Here is a 19,429-nt window from a genome sequence, read left to right as displayed (position 1 = left end):
AAGCCCAAAAATTGGGCGAAATTAAACCATAATCGGGTGGTTTGTGCGGTTTGGCAGATTAAATTTTGTTGAAGTCCGCAAAAACAAAACTCCTGTCAGGCTTTGGCAACCCGACAGGAGTTTACAAGCAAGAGAATTGATTTACTCCACCACCACTTTGGCAGTAAAGGCTTTATCCCTGCCAATAGCGCGGATGATGTACGCCCCGTTGGTCAGTTTGCCCTGTGTTTCTTCGGGAATGATTTCCAACTGAGTCTGCCCTTCTTCTATCCGCTCGCGGTACATCTCACGGCCTGCCATGTCCCAAAGCACTAACCAGCCTGCCCCTACGCCACCCGCAGGAAGTACTACTTTCAGGCTTTGGCTGTTGCTTGCAAACGGATTGGGGTAAACTTCCATTTTACCTGCCGTCGGTGCAAGTGCGCTCCGCTCAAAAATGACTACTTCTATTTTTGAATAGGTCGTCGTGCCGTCAAAATCTACCTGCTTCAAGCGGTAATAGTTTTTGCCCAACCACGGCTGCTCGTCGTAGTGTACGTAGTTTTGGATACTGTTGCTGAAGCCGTTGTTGCCTTTGGGTAATACGCGGGCGATGCTTTGGAAGTTTACGCCGTCGCGGCTCTTTTCTACCTCAAAGTAGTCGTTATCGCGCTCCCATGCCGTCTGCCAAGTGATTTCCACTTTTCCAAGGTCGCCTTCCGCATCTACCGCACGTGCCTTGAAGCTCACCAATTCTATCGGCAGGATGGAGACTGCATCGTCGGCATTGTTGAACGGCCCGTTGTAGGTAGTGGAGAGCGACACCTGCACTCCTCTGCCGTCTGCCTCTGTGCCCAAGGCTGCCGAACGGCCTTCATCGTACCACATCAGGCCGCTGCCTTTGTTTGTCCAGTGCGCCACTTTCAGCGGTGCAGAGGAGAAACTTGTATTCACGGCCGTGCGGTTCGGGCTGCTGTCCCAACTCAATTTCGCACGGAATGCAAGACCTGATGGCGTGGCAGGGCCTGTTTTGTTGCTGTAATCAATTGTCCAGAACTCACTCTCATTGATAAAGCGGAGCGATGGCTGCTTCACATTGGTCGGGTAGTGGCTGCCTGCACCCGCATTGGTCAAGTCCTGCGGACGGATGCCTGCCGGAATCGTCGTTCCTGCCAAATTCGCATTGGTGCCGTAGTAACGCCCTACAAAATCGTGATTGGCGGTCAGGTCTAACACGCCCGATGGAGCGTAGTAGTAGCCTCTGCCCAACCATGTATCGGGCAGTGCACCTGTTACAAACGGAGTGTGACCTATCGGGAAGTCAAAGGTATTGGCACCGCCTACCGCGCTGGCTGCCGTGGCCGACGTACCGATTTTGCGAACCGCCCCTACCACATAGCTGTTGTTATGAGGCCCTTGCGCGCCTGCAAAAGTGCCCGGCCCCAGTACCTGTATCACCCCCGGATTGTTCAGGAAGGTAATTTGGTTGTCATCGTCCTGACGGTTTGGCGTGCCGCTGTTTTCTGTCCCGTCGGCATTGCTCCAGAAGAAACCGTTGGTAAAGGTTGCGGTTTGTTGGATGAGCATGGGGTCTTCGCGCAGATATACTGTGCGGCCATTAACTGAGCCTGCCGTGCCTTTATTTATCACTACATTATGGAATCGGTTAGACACGGTTTGCGTAAAGCCTGTACCCGTACCGCTCACCACGCTACCGGAGGCTAATATCTGTGCACGATTACCACCTTCAAACGTTACAGTGCCTGTTCCGACAGTAAACAGGTTATTGATGGTGTTCGCCGTTCCCGAAAAATCAAAAGTACTGTTCAGCGTATTGCGATTGCCGGTGCTGAATACTATCCAATTGCCCTGAATATTGATGTTGTTATTAGCCGTCGCGAGTTCATTGGGCTGTCCAAAAGATGCGTAGTTGATAGTTGTCAAAAAGCGGTTCCCTGCTACTCTGCCACCTACCATCAGATTGCCGCGGATGCGCATGTCGCCATTCAGGGTTTTTACTGCCGTGCCCGTTGCCGCAGGATTCACCAATTCAACATTAGCATAGTTGTTCAATGCGCCTAAGGTTGCACCAAACAAACCGCGGATGGTTTGAGCAACGCCCGCATTGTAGCGCACATAGGTATCCGCGTCCATCTGGATGTTTGCATCTACAAAACCATTCGCGCCCGTAAAGGTTGGGAACAGGGTAGCCGTGGTCGGATTGCCCAAGGTCAGCGCCGATGCACCGTCGGAGGCTGCTGTGGGTGCGCTGCCTGCCCCGTATAAGATACTGCCAGTGCCATAGGCAATGGATTCAAACACGGCAGTAGGTGCATAGCTGGCAGGCAAGGATGGAAGCCCGTGAGCCGCCGCGGTGTTCATATAAGCAATAGTTGAGGCAGTAGTGGCAAACATACGGAAGTCCTGCGCCGCGCTGCCTGTGCCGTTGATTTGGATGCCTCCATCTACCAGATTGACCAGTGGCGCTATTACCAATGAGCCGCGCACACGGTTTTGCGTAAAGCCCGTAGCACCACCACCTGTTACTGTACCTGCTACTATGGTTTTGGAAACCACTTCGTTCGGACGATTCGCGACAGTCTGCGGCGCGGTCAGCCACAAGTTGGCATACGTTGCCTGCGCATCGGCGGCGTTGCCCAATGCCTGTACGTTCTGGTTGGCAGGTGAGGCCACCGTGCTTGCATTATTGCTAAAGTTATAGGCAATGGTAGTACCCTGCTCTAAAAACAAGTGCGTGGCATTGTAGGCAGGGAATACAGGGAAAATTCCATTCCCATTATCTCTGTTGCCAAGCGTAAAAATGGCAGGCCCATTGACCGCGCCCGCGCCGCCGATGTTCTGGTCGTTGTGGGCGATGGCTGTACCGCTTGTCGCTGTGGCCACTGCTGAAAACATGTGCAGGCGCGGCACACTGGAAGATACTACCGTTGGTGTAATCACATGCCCATTGACCAATCGCAGGTTATTATTGGGATTGATGGTAATAGTACCCCGCACACGGAATGAACCGCCTGAAGTTTTTGGTACAGGGCCATTGGGAACATCGCTTGGATTGGTCAGCGTCAGGTTGGCATAGGTGCGAACACTTCCCCCTGTATTGTCATTTAACGCTCTAATAGTCTGGCGGCGGCCGCTGTTATACACCACATTGCCATAAAGGCCACTGGCGGGAGCTATTTCAAAGTTAATCTCTGCATCAACAAAATTAGCAGGAAACTGCGTGGCAATTGTAGCTGTGCCCAGTATAATGCGGCTCACCCCATTGACACCCGTGGTATTACTGCCGCCTGCCAGCGTGGTGCGCCCGCCCGTAGGCGTAATCGCATCGGCAGTAGCTTTCAGTACCGGCATACGGAAAAGGCCTTCGTTATTCACGTTCTTTGCATCGCGTACCTGATAACCATTGTCCACAAAGCTGTTATTGGGCGCGATAATCAAATCGCCTTTCATTTGAAAATTGACGGTAGCATCACCTGCCGCATTAGCTGCCTGTGCAGCAGCACCGGAATCTGTTTCTTGTACGGCAGTTTTATTGATGGGAGCCGTAGCACTCGCAGCGGGGTTTACCAGTACCAAATTGGAATAGATGCGGGTACTATCCGAAGCATCGGTAAAGGTGCGGATATTTTGCGGTATGCCTGCATTGTAAACAATAGTTGTACGCCCCTGTAAAAACACATTGGTGTTGGGCACGTTCGCAGGGAAAGTCGTAGCAGTAGTGGCGTTGCCCAACGTTAAGCGGCTTTCGCTGTTTATCATTGTAAAATGGCTTCCGGTAGTAACGCCATTGTTTGTAGGCAGTGTACGTAAATCGTATAAGTCCAAAAGACCGTTGATATTAGCTGCCACAGTTCCGTTGTTCACAGCGGGCAATACGCGGTACATGTGCAATCTGCCTCCTGCCGTCATTGTAATCTGATTGCCATTATCCATCAGATGTGCATTGGGATATATACGTAACTGACCGCGCACATTGACCGCTGCATCCAGCGTTTTGCGAACCAATGAAGGCAGTGGCGCAGCAGTTGAGCGGTCGCGGTTGGCTATCAACAAATGACCATAGTCAGCATTTCCACCGCCATTTAATCCTTTGACTGTTTGGTCTGCCCCAGCATTGTAATTCACAATACTGTTGTCATCAAGCACAAGTGTTGGCGTGCCCGTAGGGAAAGTAGTTGCATGGTTTACCAAAGGCACCGTTCTGTTCAAAGCATCCAGAGACAACGCGTCTAAGCCGGAACCTAAGGTCAGAATTGCCCACGCGCCTACGGTGAATGTAGGGTTAGCGCCTGTCAGGTTAATCTGATTGCCGTTATCAAGAAAATCAATGCCACCGTTTTGTGCCCAATTGCCTTGTACGGTCAAAGTACCGCCATTGGTTGGTGTAAATACAGGCACAGATGCTGCACCGGGCGAGTGGTTGCCGCCTGCATAGTTTACATTGCCTGTAACATTTTCCCGCATCAGATGGCGCTTGCGCAGATTATCCCAGTTAGTTCCGAAGTCTGTCGGAGCTGTATGGCCAAAAAACTCAATATTGCCATAATCGGGCACAATAGAAACATTCTGATGACCATTTTGCCAGTATCGCACGTTGCTGGTAGCTGCCAACGTAATATCGGCTTTTGTGTAACCCAACGGGAAGGTGGTCGGATAACCATTGACCGCCGCAGGGAATTCTGTTCCCCAATTGTAGGCAGGTGCGCCGTACCGATTGTTTACTCCCGCCCACGTGCTGCTGCCCAGATTCAACGTAGTGCCTCCATCCATGCGGAAAGTACCTGTACCGCTGATTTTGCCTTTAATCTGCATGGGAACAGAACCGCCTTCGTCATTGTCCCACAAGCGACCTTGTTGCACGTAGATGTTGCGCAATACTGACACGGGAGAGTTTAATACGCGCACGTCCCAGTCGTTTTGGCGCTTATTAATGGTTAAGTCATAAAAACGACGACGAGTAGGGTCGTAATCTCTGTTGGGGTCATTGGTAGGGCTATTGACGGGTTGAGCAGGTGCAGGTATGCGAATATTTTCGTTCATGATAATGTTGGCATTATTGGCATTGGCTGCCCCATTTGCCGAGCCGTCAAATACTACCTCACTGGTGGATGCGTCAAAATGCGCATGCTCAAACAGCGCGCTGATTGTCCAATCGCCTTCCAAATTAATTCTGCGTGGAGTACCTGCTTTGTAAGCAGCACTGCCCATATCCAAAGCCCCCTGATTGATAATAATGCTGGCACGCGACCACGGTGTTGCAGCTCCCGGTACGGTTGCAGGTGGAACGGGGTATGACGTTTGATGACGATGGCTGTTTAAATCCATCGGGTCTATGGGTGTCCAAGTGCTGTAACGGTTGTCAAACAATACTTCGCCTGCAAAACGCTGACCGTTAGACTCTATGGTGTGGACGGTTGGGCCTGTACCCGGGCCTGATTGTGGCGTACCACTACCAATAAAACTGAAACGGGCAATAAAATCGTTGCGAAGCACAGTTTCTGATATCGGTAATACATCTGTACTGAGTGTACCACCAGGCGCAACCCAGCGCAAATTACCGGCAATCTGTATTTCGGTAGTAGGCAGAATGGGCTGTTGTTCGTTTGTGAATCGGGCGGGGCCACCGCAGACAGTGCAGTTGGCTATAAAACCTGCACCCGTGTTGCCTGAAGGAGTAAAAGCAGCGGCGGTGATGTACCACTCAAAATTGCGTGCCTGTGCCTGCGGAATATCTACCAGCACGTTGCGGCGATTTTGGAAAATACTACCCGTGTTATTGCCTCCTTTGAATGAGTCGTCTAAGAAGTAAACGTTGTCAATAATGGTCGGAATACACTGGTTGTCTGCCGCAATCATGGCAGCAGTCAAGGTAGTGCGGCGCGGCAGCGTACCATCTTCCGAATACCAGTTGGCAGGATTGCTCCACAGCACATTGTCGCCGTTGTCATCAGGTATGCCATCGTAGTTGGTATCACTGATTTTGCGGAAGGTATTCAGCGTTTTGTTTTTATTTGTACCGCCTACCCAGTAGAAGTTGCGCCCTAAGCGTGCACCCGTGAATAGCAAGCTGCTTGTCCCCGAGTTATTACCCGCATCAGCACCTGCATTAACGGTCAAATCTATGCCCGGCACATTTTCTACCACTTTTACATCTTTTACTACCAGCGCATTGATTGTCTGGGCACTGTTCACAATCAGGTCGGCTTGCTTGCCGTCCACTATTGACCGCAGGGTTGCCCAGCTTGAACATGCACCGCTGAAACTGGCCGACATCGTTCCCGTAATGCGGGTCTGCGGATTGGAAGAACCGTTGGTTAAGTTCACTTCCGTATTTAGTTCTACTACCGAGAACTCGCCAAAAGTAAGGTTTGCAATGATGTTATTTTCTACGTTTACACCGCCTCCTTCACCGTTGTTTAATATAAGCCTGCCCTGATGCCCCAGCACTATATTTTGCCAAGTGTTATTGCCATATTCTGTCGGGAAGGTAATGGTAGAAGGTACATCGCCTACATAAGCCAATGCATCTTCGCCAATGGAAAGCGTTTTACCGGCTATCGGCCACTCTATTCTGCCGTAGAAGTAAGCAATAGAGGCCTTACCCAAAGTAACATTATCGTTAAAGCGATAGCGGTTACCCAAAGGAGCAGTTAACTCCCCTCCGTTATTTCTGGAAAACCACACACGGGAAAGTTCGCCAACGGTAATGGGGCCATCAAAGCGGTAGTTGCCCCAGAAAGGCACTTGCGAATTATTGCCGATAATCACCTGTTTTTCAAAACGGCTGATATTGCTCCACGCCGCATCGGCAGGGGGGAGATGCGGCCCCCTGATAACCGTACCGACATTATTATTGGGGTTTACGTTGGTATTGTTGCCAAAATCTACCAAACCCTTGAAAATTAACTGCGGAGAGTTATCATTCCATGTTTGGATGTATATCTGGCGGTTCGGAGGTGCGGGGGTATTGCTTAAACGCAGCTCACGGAAATAGAAAGGGGTAAGTTGGTTATCTACATGAAAATCAATGTCTGTATGGCGATAGCCTACCCCGATATTGGGTACTTCACGCGCCACGTTGGCACTCCTTGCTAAGTTAATTTCTACCCACTGGCCTTCTGTATTGGCAGTGCTGTCATTATTAGCACCTGAGAAATACCAGTAGGACGCAGGAGAAGGCGTATTGAATACAAACCCGTTGCCGCGCAAGTCCATTGCCGGATTGTCCGGTACAGAGCCGGCTGTAATGCCTCCGGTACGTCCTTGTATTGTCCAACGCGAATTACCGCTGATAATTAGTTCGCGCGGAGACGTAAAGTCTGTATTGACATAAGGTGCTCCGGTGCTGCCAAAACGGTTAGCATTAAATCTACCCAATATTAAATTCTGTCCGTTGGTATCAAATACGCCGCGCTGCAAATACACTGAACCGTTATTAACAGGGTTTGCCCCTGCATCTATGCGCGCACTGAAATTGTCAATTAACCGCCAGCGAGTGTTATTGGCGTTGCCGTTGAACACTACTTCGCGAGGGAAATTCACTCCGCCGCTCCTAATTTCGTTCCAACCGTTGGCAGGTGTTCTTCTTGCTCCCGTAAAGGTAAAGTTCAAGCGATTGGCCGCACTTTCATTCTGGAAAGTAACCGCACCGGCTGCGCGGTAACAGTCAAATGCACCGGCGATGGTCAGCGCGCGGGTAGTTCCGCCTATACTGCGCAAAATCGGATTAGCAGGTGTTACGTCGGTAGCAGACCAGCGCATACCTGCTACGGCATAGTTGCCGTCCACATCTACCGTTGCACGGGCAGGCGAAAATGAAATATCGTGATGCCCGAATACCACCGAATCGGCCACCGTCGGGATACATACGGCAGGAATAAATTCATCCGGCTCAAACGACCAGTTGTTGGCATTGCTCCAAAGCGTGTTAGTAGTAGCTGTTCGGGCAGGGTCACCTGCTACCCAGTAGAGCGTGCGGTTAGCTGAGGTACTGTTGTTTTTAAAGTCAATGCCGCTGTTGCCGCCGCCATCGGTGTAGGCATAAGCACGGATATTGTTGGCAATTGAAGAGGCATCAATATTTGACACACTCACACGCACCCAGTTGCGATGCGGTGGAACGGCGGTCAGGTTAAGTAGCGCACTGCCCGAACCTGTTCTGCCCAGAGTAATTAAGTTGTCGCAAGCTCCGGTAGCCGTAAAATCGGCACTGATATTGGCTGTTTGGCTGCCGGCAAAAAGATATGTGATGCTGTTTCCCGGGCCGGCAGCGGTAGTAAGAGTTACTGCGTCGTTATAGGCCGTGCTGCCACCGTTGGCAAAAGTTACGGCAAGCGTGCCCGTAATACCCGTACCTGTTACTGTTCCGCCGAAATCAACCGTGCCGCCATTGTTGTATTGAATATTGCTACCGCCGCCATTGTAAGTTACGTCTCCATAGATTTCAACATTTCCTGCATTGCCAAACGTTGCTTTGTTGTTGCTTCCTAAACTCAAATTACTGGAAAGCACCGCATTGGTAACAGTTCCTCCAAAATTGATATTGGCATTATTGCCGAAAGTAGTATTCTGACCAATGGTAAAAGCACCGTTATTGTTCATGGTGAAAGTTGCATCCGTACCGAAAGTTACATCTCTTCCGATGGATACATTTTTCACACTGGCATTGGTAGTAAACGACACTGTATTACCCACTAACACATCTTGGTCAATTTGCAAATCACCGATTTGCTGAAAGTTAAATGTGGTGTTGTTGTCCCCTGCACCAATAATATTGCCCCAGAATCGCACATTTTGAACAGTGGCATTTACATTTAAGGTTGAAGTAGCCTGTAAACGGAAAGTTTCAACAGCAGCATCGCTGTCGCCAAAGTCTACATTGCCCGTATTGTTGCAAGTAAGGACGCTGCCTGTGCCAAAATCAACGTTGCCTGAGACAATGAAGTTATTCGTATTGTTTAAATTAACTTGGGTATTTGCTCCTGCATTAAAATTGATACCTGATGTGGGTGCCGTTGTTCTCACCTGAACAATGCCACTGTTATTGTAATTGACAAGCGCGCGGTTGTTGAATGATACGTTGCCTCTGTGAGAAACCGTAGTTACGCTATTCGCAAAAGTCAGATTATTAGAGTTAGGCGCATTAGCACTGGTCAGGGTAGTATTACCACTAAATAATACTGAACCTGTATTGCTGTATTGCACAGTGCTACCTGCGGTTCCTCCAAAGGTTGCAGCACCTGTATGCGTTACGTTAGTAACTGTGGCGGCAAAAGTAACTGATGTGGCAGGTACGGCACCACTGGCAAAATTCGTTGTACCTGTTACGGTTACTGTACCTGCATTATTAAACTGTACGGTATTGGAGTTACCACCTATCAGGTTATTATTAAAAGCCACATTACCCGTATTATTGTACGTTACATTGGCTCTGGCACCATAATTTACCACCTGATTATGAGTAACATTGGTTACGCTATTGGCAAAAGTCAATGTGTTAAAGTTCGGCGCATTGGCACCGGTCAGATTGGTTTGCCCTGAAAAAGTTACCGTTCCTGTGTTATTGTACTGAATCGTACTTCCCGCAACACCGCCCAGCGTTACAGTTCCCGTATGCGTTACGTTAGTAACCGTATTGGCAAAAGTTAGCGTAGATGGTGGCGTAGTTGCTGCGGTGGCAGTCAATGTAGCGGTATTACCAAAAACAACCGTACCCGTATTTTGAAAAGACACCGTGTTACCGTTCCCGAAAGAAACAGCACCCGTCAGAGAGGTATTTCCTCCTTTGAAAGTAACGGCATTGAGGTTGCCAACGGTAGTAGTGCCTGTTACGGCAGTCGTTGATTCAAAATTTACACCTGCACCGGCTACAGTAGATGCTGCTACGGTAATGCTGTTATAAGTATAATTAAATCCGGGAGTACTTTGAGAGAAATTCACATTGCTGCCAATATTCAAAGCCACTATCTGGTGGTTTTCAGAACCTTCCATGATAACATTTTTCAAAGCGGCAGCCCCTGCAATGGCGATATTGCCATTATTGCGGGCATTGTCGCCCAATACAAGTCGGGTGGTTGTTCCTCCCGTTGTATTACTGAAATTCAAGGTAGCCGTTGCAAGGGTAATAGTGCCGCCGCCTGATAAATCAAGGCTTGGCGGCGTATTGGAAGCACCGGTAATATTAATGGTACTCGTACCCATATTGGCCGTGCCTACATTTACCATCTCAAAACGCTGGCAGGTAATGTTTTGGCTGGCACTGGCAAAATCACCGTCTTGTTGCAAAATAAACGCTCCGTTGGTGGCAAAGGCATCGGCAAGTGTAGCAGTTGAGCCGGTGTCTTTTGTCCAAAACACATCGCCGCCAAAAGTTCGGCCTGCCATTGTAATCGTTTGCGGGTTAGCCCCGGTAAATGTTACTACTCCTGTACCGCTTACCGTCATGCCCGTAATAAAGGTCAGATTACCATGGATAGTAAGCGGATTGTTGATAGCAAACGTAGGGGCATTGGTTGCACCTGTCCACACCATATTGGCACAAACAGCGGCTACGTTTACAACAACGGTTCTGCCTGCTACCGCAAATGAATTGGCATCAAAAAACACATTGTCTGCTGCGGTGGGCGGCGTAGCATGAGCAGTTCCCCCTCCCGAAGTGGTGCGCCAGTTGGCCGCATCGCCCCAATTGGCTGATGCAGTGCCCGGATGAACCCAATAATAATCAGCGGCTGATATTTGATTTGCCAGAAATAAAACGGCAAATAACAGCATACTTGAAAGTGCTGTACTTTTCATGGTATGAGCAGTAATGGTATAGTCAATAGCAAGTAGTGGCAAGTAAACTAAAGTGTGTTACCTAAGGAGTTTTCCTGTACAATACTAACGTAAAAATATGCAATCAGATATACTGATAGAGAGGCATTATTGGTGTTTTAAAAACATATGTACTTTAAAAAAGTAAAATTCGCTTTTTTAGCAAAAAATTGGTTTTTACAATCAAATCACACACTGTATTATGCCTGTAAAAAAGCTCTTTTTCAAGCTAAAAAAGCGCATATGCATTGTTAAACGCGAAAAAAGCATGTAAACTTTACGCTTTCATACAAAGTTTGAAAAGGTTGTAAAAATCAAATAAAGCACCGGATTTTATTTAAAAAGGGTTTTTTAAACAGGATTCAGTACATAGCTCTATGCCGCATGAAGGCATTTGCACCACCAATGGGCAACCAAAACAAGCCTCTTTTTACAACTAATTGATTAGCAGGACAATAATTAGAATAACATCAAAACTGCCTAATCTTAAAACTTTGCAATCAAATACAGTAATAGAAACAAAAAAATAACGTCGGTTGAAAAATAGTTCAACCGACGTTGCGCTTATTCTGTGAATGGTTTATACCGCCTGCGTTTCATACATTTCAACAGGCAAGCAACTGCATACCAAGTTTCTGTCGCCAAAGGCATTGTCTATACGGCTGACTGACGGCCAGAATTTCGCCGTGCGGATATACGGCAGCGGATAGGCGGCTTTTTCACGTGAATAAGGTCTGTCCCAACTGTCGGACATGATAACTTCCGCCGTATGCGGTGCGTGGTGCAACACGTTATTGGTGCGGTCGGCTTTGCCCGATTCTATTTCAGCAATCTCGGCACGAATGGCTATCATCGCATCACAGAAACGGTCAAGTTCTTCCTGTGTTTCACTTTCTGTCGGCTCTATCATCATTGTGCCTGCCACAGGGAAAGATACCGTAGGAGCGTGGAAACCATAATCCATTAAGCGCTTGGCTATGTCTTCCACTTCTACGCCTGCCTGCTTAAACGGACGGCAATCAATAATCATTTCATGTGCACAGCGACCGTTTTTGCCCAGATACAAGATAGGATAGTGCTCTGCCAAACGGTCTTTGATATAGTTAGCATTCAGAATGGCAATTTCTGTTGAACGAGTGATGCCTTCCGCGCCCATCATGGCAATATAGGCGTAGGATATAGCCAAAATGCTGGCACTGCCAAAAGGTGCGGCTGAAACTGCGGTAATGGCTTTTTCCCCACCTGTTTTTACAAATACATGACCGGGCAGGTAAGGTGCTAAATGTTTTGCCACACCAATAGGCCCCATGCCGGGACCGCCGCCGCCGTGTGGAATGCAGAATGTTTTGTGGAGGTTCAGGTGGCAAACGTCCGCACCAATATTGGCAGGGCTTGTCAGGCCTACCTGTGCGTTCATGTTAGCTCCATCCATATAAACCTGTCCGCCATTGCGGTGAATAATATCGCAAATTTGCTTAATTTCTTCTTCAAACACACCGTGCGTAGAAGGATACGTAACCATCAGGCAGGCAAGTTCCTTGCTGTGTGCCGCTGCCTTTTCTTTCAAGTCTTCTACGTCAATGTTGCCGTTTTCATCGCACTTCACCAGCACCACTTTCATACCGGCCATTACGGCGCTGGCAGGGTTTGTTCCATGTGCCGAAGTTGGGATGAGGGCTACGTTGCGGTGATAGTCGCCCCTGTCGTGGTGATAAGCGCGAATCACCATCAGACCGGCATACTCGCCCTGTGCACCTGAATTGGGCTGCAAAGAAACTGCATCAAAGCCTGTTACTTCGCACAGCCACTTTTCAAGGTCTTTAAAGATTTGCGCATAGCCCTGTGCTTGCTCTACGGGCGCAAACGGGTGCAGGCTGCCCATTTCGGGCCATGTTACGGGTATCATTTCAGCCGTAGCGTTCAACTTCATGGTGCATGAACCCAGCGGAATCATGGAGTGCACCAACGATAAGTCCTTGTTTTCCAGCATTTTCAGATAGCGCAACATCTCATGCTCCGAGTGGTACGTATTAAACACCGGATGGGTCAGGTAAGGCGTATGGCGCAGCAATTCGGGCCTTATGGGCGAATACATTTCGTCTTGCTTACTCTCAATGTCGTAGATATAGCTTAAATCGCGAGAGCCCGAGAAAATGCGAATCAGGTCGGCAACGTCTTCTATGGTAGTCGTCTCATTCAAGGAAATACCGATATGAGGCGGTGCTAAGTCGTACTGCAAATTGATGTGCAGTTTTTCGGCAAACTCCCGAATGCTCTCCGTAAAGCCGGGGGTACTGGTAATTTGCAGCGTATCAAAAAACTGGTCATGCTTCACCTGAAAACCAATGGAGCGAAGCGCATCGGCAAGCAGTACGGTCAGCCCATGAATACGGGTTGCAATTGCTTTCAGACCTTCGGGGCCATGGTAAATCGCATAAGCTGCCGACATAACGGCCAGCAATACTTGCGCGGTACAAATATTGGAGGTGGCTTTTTCGCGGCGGATGTGCTGCTCGCGGGTTTGCAGCGCCATGCGGTAGGCAACTTTACCGTTGGCATCTTTGGAAACCCCGATGATGCGTCCCGGAATCTGGCGCTTGTATTCTTCTTTCGTAGCAAAGAAGGCCGCATGAGGGCCGCCGTAGCCCATAGGTACGCCAAAGCGTTGGGCAGAGCCCACAACCACATCAGCACCCATTTCGCCCGGGGATTTCAGCAGCGTGAGCGCCATTAAATCGGCTGCAACGGCAACGTTCACATGCTGCTCGTGCAAGGCGGTGATGAAGTCGGTATAGTCTTCTACCTTGCCGTTTGCACCCGGGTATTGCAACAAAACCCCAAACAGCAGCGGGTCGGTAATATCGTAAGTAGAATGGTCGCCAATCACCAACTCAATACCCAGCGGATACGCACGGGTTTTCAACACATCAATGGTTTGCGGCAGACAATTGTCGGACACAAAAAATTTATGCGCATCTTTCTTTTCTTTGGGGCGAACCGCATGGAGCAATGCCATGGCCTCTGCTGCTGCCGTAGCCTCATCCAGCAATGACGCATTGGCTATTTCCATGCCTGTCAGGTCAATCACCATGGTTTGGAAATTGAGCAGCATCTCCAAACGCCCCTGTGCAATTTCGGCCTGATAGGGCGTGTAAGCCGTGTACCATGCCGGATTTTCCAAAATATTCCGCAAAATCACATTAGGAGTGATGCAAGGATGATACCCCAAACCGATAAACGATTTGAAAATGCGGTTTTTGGAGGCAATCTCTTTGAACGATGCCAGAAACTCTGCCTCGGTTTGCGGCTGCGGCAAATTCATTGCCTTACGGCTGCGAATGCCTCCGGGAATGGTTTCATTTATCAAAGCATCTACCGAAGGTGCTTTAATCACACGCAGCATACTCTCGATTTGTGCCGCATCGGGTCCAATATGACGACTGCTGAACGACTCTTTGTGTTGTAAATTGAGTTTCATGAAAAGTGGTAAAGAAGGACTTCACAAAATTACGTTACATTTAATAATTTGCTATGAAGCATTTTTGTTTTACCCGCCCGATAAATGATGTGCACTATTTTTGCAAAAGGCTGTAAGTTGCGGGAGGCGACTGCTTTTGCCGCACCCGTTACTTCCTGAATGATACCATCACTCATGCAAAAAATCTATCAGCGTTTGTTATTAGCGGCAGCCGCCTCAGCAGGCTGCCTATGGTTATCGGCAGTTGCTTATGCGCAAACAGGTGTGCAGCCTTGCTTCCGACTACCTGCAACAGTTGTTTGTGCCCCTGCTACCGTTACACCAACCGACTGCTCGGGTGCGCCTCCCAATCTTGTGGTTTATGACTACGGCGACGGGCAACTGCGGCTCGATAAAAGTTTCACGTTCACTCGTCCGGGTAAATACCTCATCAGGCAAGGATTAAACACGCTTGGTTCCGGCGGCAATATTTCGCAACCCATCGAGCTGACTGTTATTGAACCGCGCAATCCTACTTTCCGCGTAAGTACTTGCAGCAATCGGAGCGTCAGCGTAGAAATTACCGATACGGTTTTCCCTGATTATGAAATTGAATGGGGCGACGGCGCAACAACCAACGCCAAAGGCGGCGATACAAAACAACACAGTTACAGCGCGGAGGGTAGCTTCAACATAACCGTTAAAGGCATTACAGGGCAAAATATTACTTGCGGAAGCGCTTCGCAACGCGTCAATGTGGTAACACAAATACCCGCACCTACGCTCAGTGCCGTAACCGTACTGCCCGATGGGCGCGCCCGCGTCAATTATACACTGCCGGCAGGGTTCAATTACAGGCTGCGGCAGGTTAATTCGTCAGACAACAGCGTTAAAACCTTTAATCTGGCAGCAGGCAGCACTTCCTTTACTTCTCCGGATATTACTTCAGCTTTTGACCGCTACACTTATGCCATAGAAGCCGTCAATCCCTGCACACCTAATACGCCGGTCAATTATTTTAACCTCTTGGGTACACATACGGTGCGGGTAACGCCGCTGCGCGAACTGAACCGCATCAATTGGAGTGCACCGCTGCACGTAGGCTTTACCTCTTACACGCTGTTCAGAAACGGCGTGAAAATTGGTGAGTGGACAGGACAAAACACCTTGCAATTTGAAGACCGCGACATCACCTGCGGCACGCAATATTGCTATCGCTTAGAAGCCCGTTACTACAATGGCGCAGCCTTGTCGGTATCGCAGGAGGTCTGCATTACTACCAGCCGCGACTCCGACCCGAAAAGGTTTACTGAAACACTGGCTACGGTTGCCAACGAACAGGTGTTGATTACCTGGCGACAGCCCGAACGCACCCGTATAGCAAGCGTACTGTTGCGCAAAATTGCGCCCGGGCAACCGACACAACAAATCACCCTCAATCAAACCAGCCCGCCCTACATAGACAACAACGTGTTTACTGCCGGCGATGCTTATTGTTACCAATTGTCCTATGTAGATAATTGCGGCAATCAAGCCCCTTGGACAGAGCTTTTCTGTACCACCGTTCTCAACGGAAAAATCAGCGGCGACAGCGTTTTATTCAACTGGCAGGAACTGCTCGGCTATGGCACGGTAAACTATATTATTGAACAGTTGGACGAAAACGACAGAACCGTTAATATTTTTCGCCCTACCTCACGCACTTCCATGTTCCTGCCCGTCAGCAATTTCAGCGACCAAGTGCTGCGTTTTCGCCTGATTGCGTTGGTCAATACGCGAGGGGGCGTTGTGGCATTATACACCAATATTGTACGACTGCGCATTAATGCAATCCTCACCTATCCTACGGCCTTCAGCCCCAATAGCGACGGCCTGAACGACACCTTCGGTGTAACTGCCCGATTCATAGACAAGTTTCATCTCCAAATTTTCAACCGCTGGGGCGAACTGATTTACTACTCCGAAAACCCCGACGAGCGATGGGACGGCACCTACAAAGGCGTTACGGTACCCACCGGAACCTATGCCCTTGTAATTCAGGCAGAAGACAAAACCGGCAGGAAAATAGAGCAAAAAGCCATGCTGCTGATTACAAAATAGTCCAAAAAAAATTTGGAACTTCTTCGGCAGAACCTTAGTTTTGGGATTGAAGGCTATTATTTACTGTTTAACACCGAAAAAACATGTCTGTAGTACTCATTATCGGAGTATTAATCGCCGCGCTCATTGCGGGATTGATATTCTTGTTCAACAGAATCATGGACAATAACAGGCGGGAAATTATCACCTCCAATATTGTGCATGATGGCATCACCAAGAAGTATGAAGATGTGGACATCCACAAATCTTACGCCGGCCCGATTTTCACCATCGGCATGGCTATCAGCCTTGGTATCATTTTGACCGCTTTTGAGTGGAAAACCTACGATGAAGCTAAGGTTGCAAGCCTTGGTACATTGCAGGACGTAGCGGAAGAAGTAATGGAAATCCCTCCTACCGAGCAAAAACCACCTCCACCACCTAAAATCGTTGCCCCTGAAATCGTGGAAGTTCCCGATGAAGAGGACATCAAGCAGGATTTGGAAGTGGATTTGAACGTAGAGGTGAACCAAAACACCGTTGTTCAAAAGCAAGAAGTAGTGAAAGTTGTTGAAGCGGCTCCCGTAAAAGAGGAGGAAGTGGAAGAAATTTTCACTATCGTAGAAGAAGGTGCCGAGCCTATTGGCGGTATGGAAGCCTTCCTCAAGTATGTTAGTAAAAACCTCAAATACCCTGCACAAGCTCGTCGTATGGGTGTGGAAGGTAAAGTATTTGTACAGTTCGTTGTAGAAAAAGACGGCAGCATCACCGACGTTAAAGCCGTAAAAGGCATTGGCGCAGGTTGCGACGAAGAAGCCGTTCGCGTACTCGAAAATGCACCCAAATGGAAGCCCGGCAAGCAGCGCGGCCGCCCCGTGAAGCAGCGTATCGTACTTCCGATTGTTTTCAAATTGGGATAATTTAAGCCTTCTTTATGCAAAGCGCCGATGTTATTGTTTCATCGGCGCTTTTTTTATATCCTTGCTCTCCATGAAAATGAAACAACTGTATGAACAATCAACTCTTACTGACACCAAGAGGCCATTTCTTCGTGCGGGATACAAACGAACCTGATAAGCCTGTCGTTATACTTTTACATGGATGGCCGGAAACTTCTTACACGTGGGAAGCCCTGTTGCCTCAACTCAGCACCTACCGCGTCATACGCCCCGACCTGCGCGGAATGGGCGAATCGGAGCGCACTATGGAACTTTCGGCTTACAGCAAAGAAAACCTTGCACAGGATGTACTTGCCATTGCGGACGCACTTAACGTTGATAATTTTTTCCTTGCAGGGCACGATTGGGGAGGCGTAATAGCACAAGAAGTCGCACTGGCAGCCCCCGAACGTGTGGCAGCCCTCTGCTTGATGAACATTAATATCATCAACAATGCCATCGGCAACAATGCCGCCCGCGAGGCCATCAAGGAAAAAGGCATGACTTTTTACTGGTATCAATCCTTCATGCAGCAGCCCCAACTACCCGAAGCCATGATTACGGGCAATGAAGAAATCTGGCTGCGACACTTTTTGCGGCTGGCACATCGCCAACCTTTCCCTGAAGATGTGTTGCAAGAATATGTGCGTACTTTCAAAATCCCGGGAACAGCCGCCACAAGCTCGAACTACTACCGCACAATGTACGCCCACGACCTGCCGCGCTGGCAGCAACTTATGGAATCGCGCACGATTATTCCCATGGACTGCCTCTATATCCACGGCAGCCGCGATATTGTCATTATAGCCGACTACCTGAAAGGTGCAGAACAATGTTTTCAATCTTTTGAGTTGGTAAGTTTAGATGCCGGACACTTTATTCAGGCAGAAATGCCGTCGGAAGTCGGTATGCGCATGGCAGAATTTTTCCACGAACAATCATTTCTTCTCTGACAATGAAAACACTTCTGAAATGGCTTCTCCGTCTGATTGGCGGATTGGCAGTTCTTATCTTGCTGTTGCTGGCGTGGTTTTGGAAAAACGACTTGCCCAAAGAAACGCTGCGACAAAAATATGCACAGCCGCCTTCAGCCTTTGTTGAAGTACAGGGCATGGAAGTGCACTACCGCACCGAAGGGAATGCGCAAGACACTACGCCCATTGTATTGTTGCATGGAACGGGTGCAAGCCTGCACACATGGGATGGTTGGGCGACAATGCTTGCAGCCAATCGTCGGGTGGTGCGTTTAGACTTACCGGCCTACGGGCTCACAGGGCCTCATCCCAAAGGTGATTATTCCATGGCTGCCTATGTGTCTTTCCTCAATGATTTTTTAAATCAACTCCGCATTGATAAATGTATTTTGGGCGGTAATTCGCTTGGTGGAAGCATTGCATGGAATTATGCCTTGCAACACCCCAACCGTGTAGCTGCTTTGATTCTGGTAGATGCTGGCGGCTATCCGGCAAGCAAAACTACCCGCAGAGAATCGCCCGTAGCTTTCAGGCTGGCAACCGTGCCCGTAGTAAAAGACCTTGTCCGCTATGTACTGCCGCGTTCGGTCATTGAAAAAAGTGTAGCCAATGTTTACGGCGACCCTTCCTTAGTTACCGATGAAGTAATTGACCGCTATTATGAACTGAGCCTGCACCCGGGCAACCGCCGCGCTTTTGTTGATAGAATGAGCAGCATGAGTAAACCTACCGATACACTGTTAGTGAAAAAATTAAACATGCCAACGCTGATTATGTGGGGCGACCGCGATTTGCTGATTCCCGTTGAGTGCGCCTACAAATTCCACCGCGACTTACCAAACGATACGCTTGTTATATTCAAAGGGCTGGGGCATGTACCTATGGAAGAAAACCCAACCATAACCGTTGAGGCGGTGAAAAAATTTTTGACAGAAATTAAGTAATCAATTTACAGCAGATTTTTTTGGGGAATACGGATTCAGGCGGATTAGGCAGGTCTGTGCAAATTTATCTCCAAAAGCCGTGTGCTGATGTATCCCTAAAAAAATAAAGAGGCTGTCCAAAAAGTCTGGATAGCCTCTAATTAATTGATTATCTTTGCTTTGCAAGCAGTATATAAGTGCATGGGCAAAGTAGTCTTTAAGCAGCGACCGGGCAAAAGTCCCGAA

The 19,429-nt window shown here is 48.8% G+C and carries 7 protein-coding genes; 4 read left to right on the top strand and 3 right to left on the bottom strand.

The window, feature by feature from the left end; genetic code table 11:
* Positions 1 to 141: 141 nt before the first annotated feature.
* The gene (locus tag NDK19_RS11370) at positions 142 to 10,794 is read right to left on the bottom strand and encodes a beta strand repeat-containing protein (RefSeq protein WP_250632008.1); all 10,653 of its coding nucleotides are present in this window, start codon (positions 10,792 to 10,794) and stop codon (positions 142 to 144) included.
* Positions 10,795 to 11,392: 598 nt separating this feature from the next.
* Positions 11,393 to 14,290: an aminomethyl-transferring glycine dehydrogenase gene (gene gcvP, locus NDK19_RS11365; protein ID WP_250632007.1), complete on the bottom strand. Its 2,898-nt coding sequence runs from the start codon at positions 14,288 to 14,290 to the stop codon at positions 11,393 to 11,395.
* A gap of 174 nt (positions 14,291 to 14,464) precedes the next feature.
* On the opposite strand from gcvP, the gene NDK19_RS11360 reads away from it, so the two are divergent.
* The 4 genes from NDK19_RS11360 (at position 14,465) to NDK19_RS11345 (ending at position 19,204) form a co-directional block, all read left to right on the top strand.
* Positions 14,465 to 16,369 carry a T9SS type B sorting domain-containing protein gene (locus tag NDK19_RS11360; protein WP_250632006.1) on the top strand — a complete coding sequence of 635 codons (1,905 nt, stop codon included), beginning with the start codon at positions 14,465 to 14,467 and terminating at the stop codon, positions 16,367 to 16,369.
* 83 nt (positions 16,370 to 16,452) lie between these two features.
* Positions 16,453 to 17,268 (top strand): energy transducer TonB, encoded by an 816-nt coding sequence (locus NDK19_RS11355; RefSeq protein WP_250632005.1) that lies wholly within the window; start codon positions 16,453 to 16,455, stop codon positions 17,266 to 17,268.
* Between the two features lie 89 nt (positions 17,269 to 17,357).
* Positions 17,358 to 18,239 carry an alpha/beta fold hydrolase gene (locus tag NDK19_RS11350; RefSeq protein ID WP_250632004.1) on the top strand — a complete coding sequence of 294 codons (882 nt, stop codon included), beginning with the start codon at positions 17,358 to 17,360 and terminating at the stop codon, positions 18,237 to 18,239.
* A 2-nt stretch (positions 18,240 to 18,241) separates the two neighbouring features.
* A complete protein-coding gene (locus NDK19_RS11345; protein ID WP_250632003.1) occupies positions 18,242 to 19,204 on the top strand; it encodes an alpha/beta fold hydrolase in 963 nt (320 codons plus the stop codon).
* Here the strand turns inward: NDK19_RS11345 and NDK19_RS11340 are convergent.
* The coding region (locus tag NDK19_RS11340) for a hypothetical protein (protein WP_250632002.1) at positions 19,205 to 19,429 on the bottom strand (225 nt) is incomplete at its 5' end.

It is taken from the genome of Rhodoflexus caldus, from assembly GCF_021206925.1.
GTDB lineage: Bacteria > Bacteroidota > Bacteroidia > Cytophagales > Thermoflexibacteraceae > Rhodoflexus > Rhodoflexus caldus.
The sequence above is the reverse complement of the archived record's forward strand: the minus strand, read 5'-3'. Positions and strand labels throughout refer to the sequence as shown.

Coding starts and splice junctions, on each gene's coding strand:
- gcvP (WP_250632007.1), bottom strand. CDS start 14,290: ATGAAACTCAATTTACAACACAAAGAGTCGTTCAGCAGTCGTCATATT.
- NDK19_RS11355 (WP_250632005.1), top strand. CDS start 16,453: ATGTCTGTAGTACTCATTATCGGAGTATTAATCGCCGCGCTCATTGCG.
- NDK19_RS11345 (WP_250632003.1), top strand. CDS start 18,242: ATGAAAACACTTCTGAAATGGCTTCTCCGTCTGATTGGCGGATTGGCA.
- NDK19_RS11350 (WP_250632004.1), top strand. CDS start 17,358: ATGAACAATCAACTCTTACTGACACCAAGAGGCCATTTCTTCGTGCGG.
- NDK19_RS11360 (WP_250632006.1), top strand. CDS start 14,465: ATGCAAAAAATCTATCAGCGTTTGTTATTAGCGGCAGCCGCCTCAGCA.
- NDK19_RS11370 (WP_250632008.1), bottom strand. CDS start 10,794: ATGAAAAGTACAGCACTTTCAAGTATGCTGTTATTTGCCGTTTTATTT.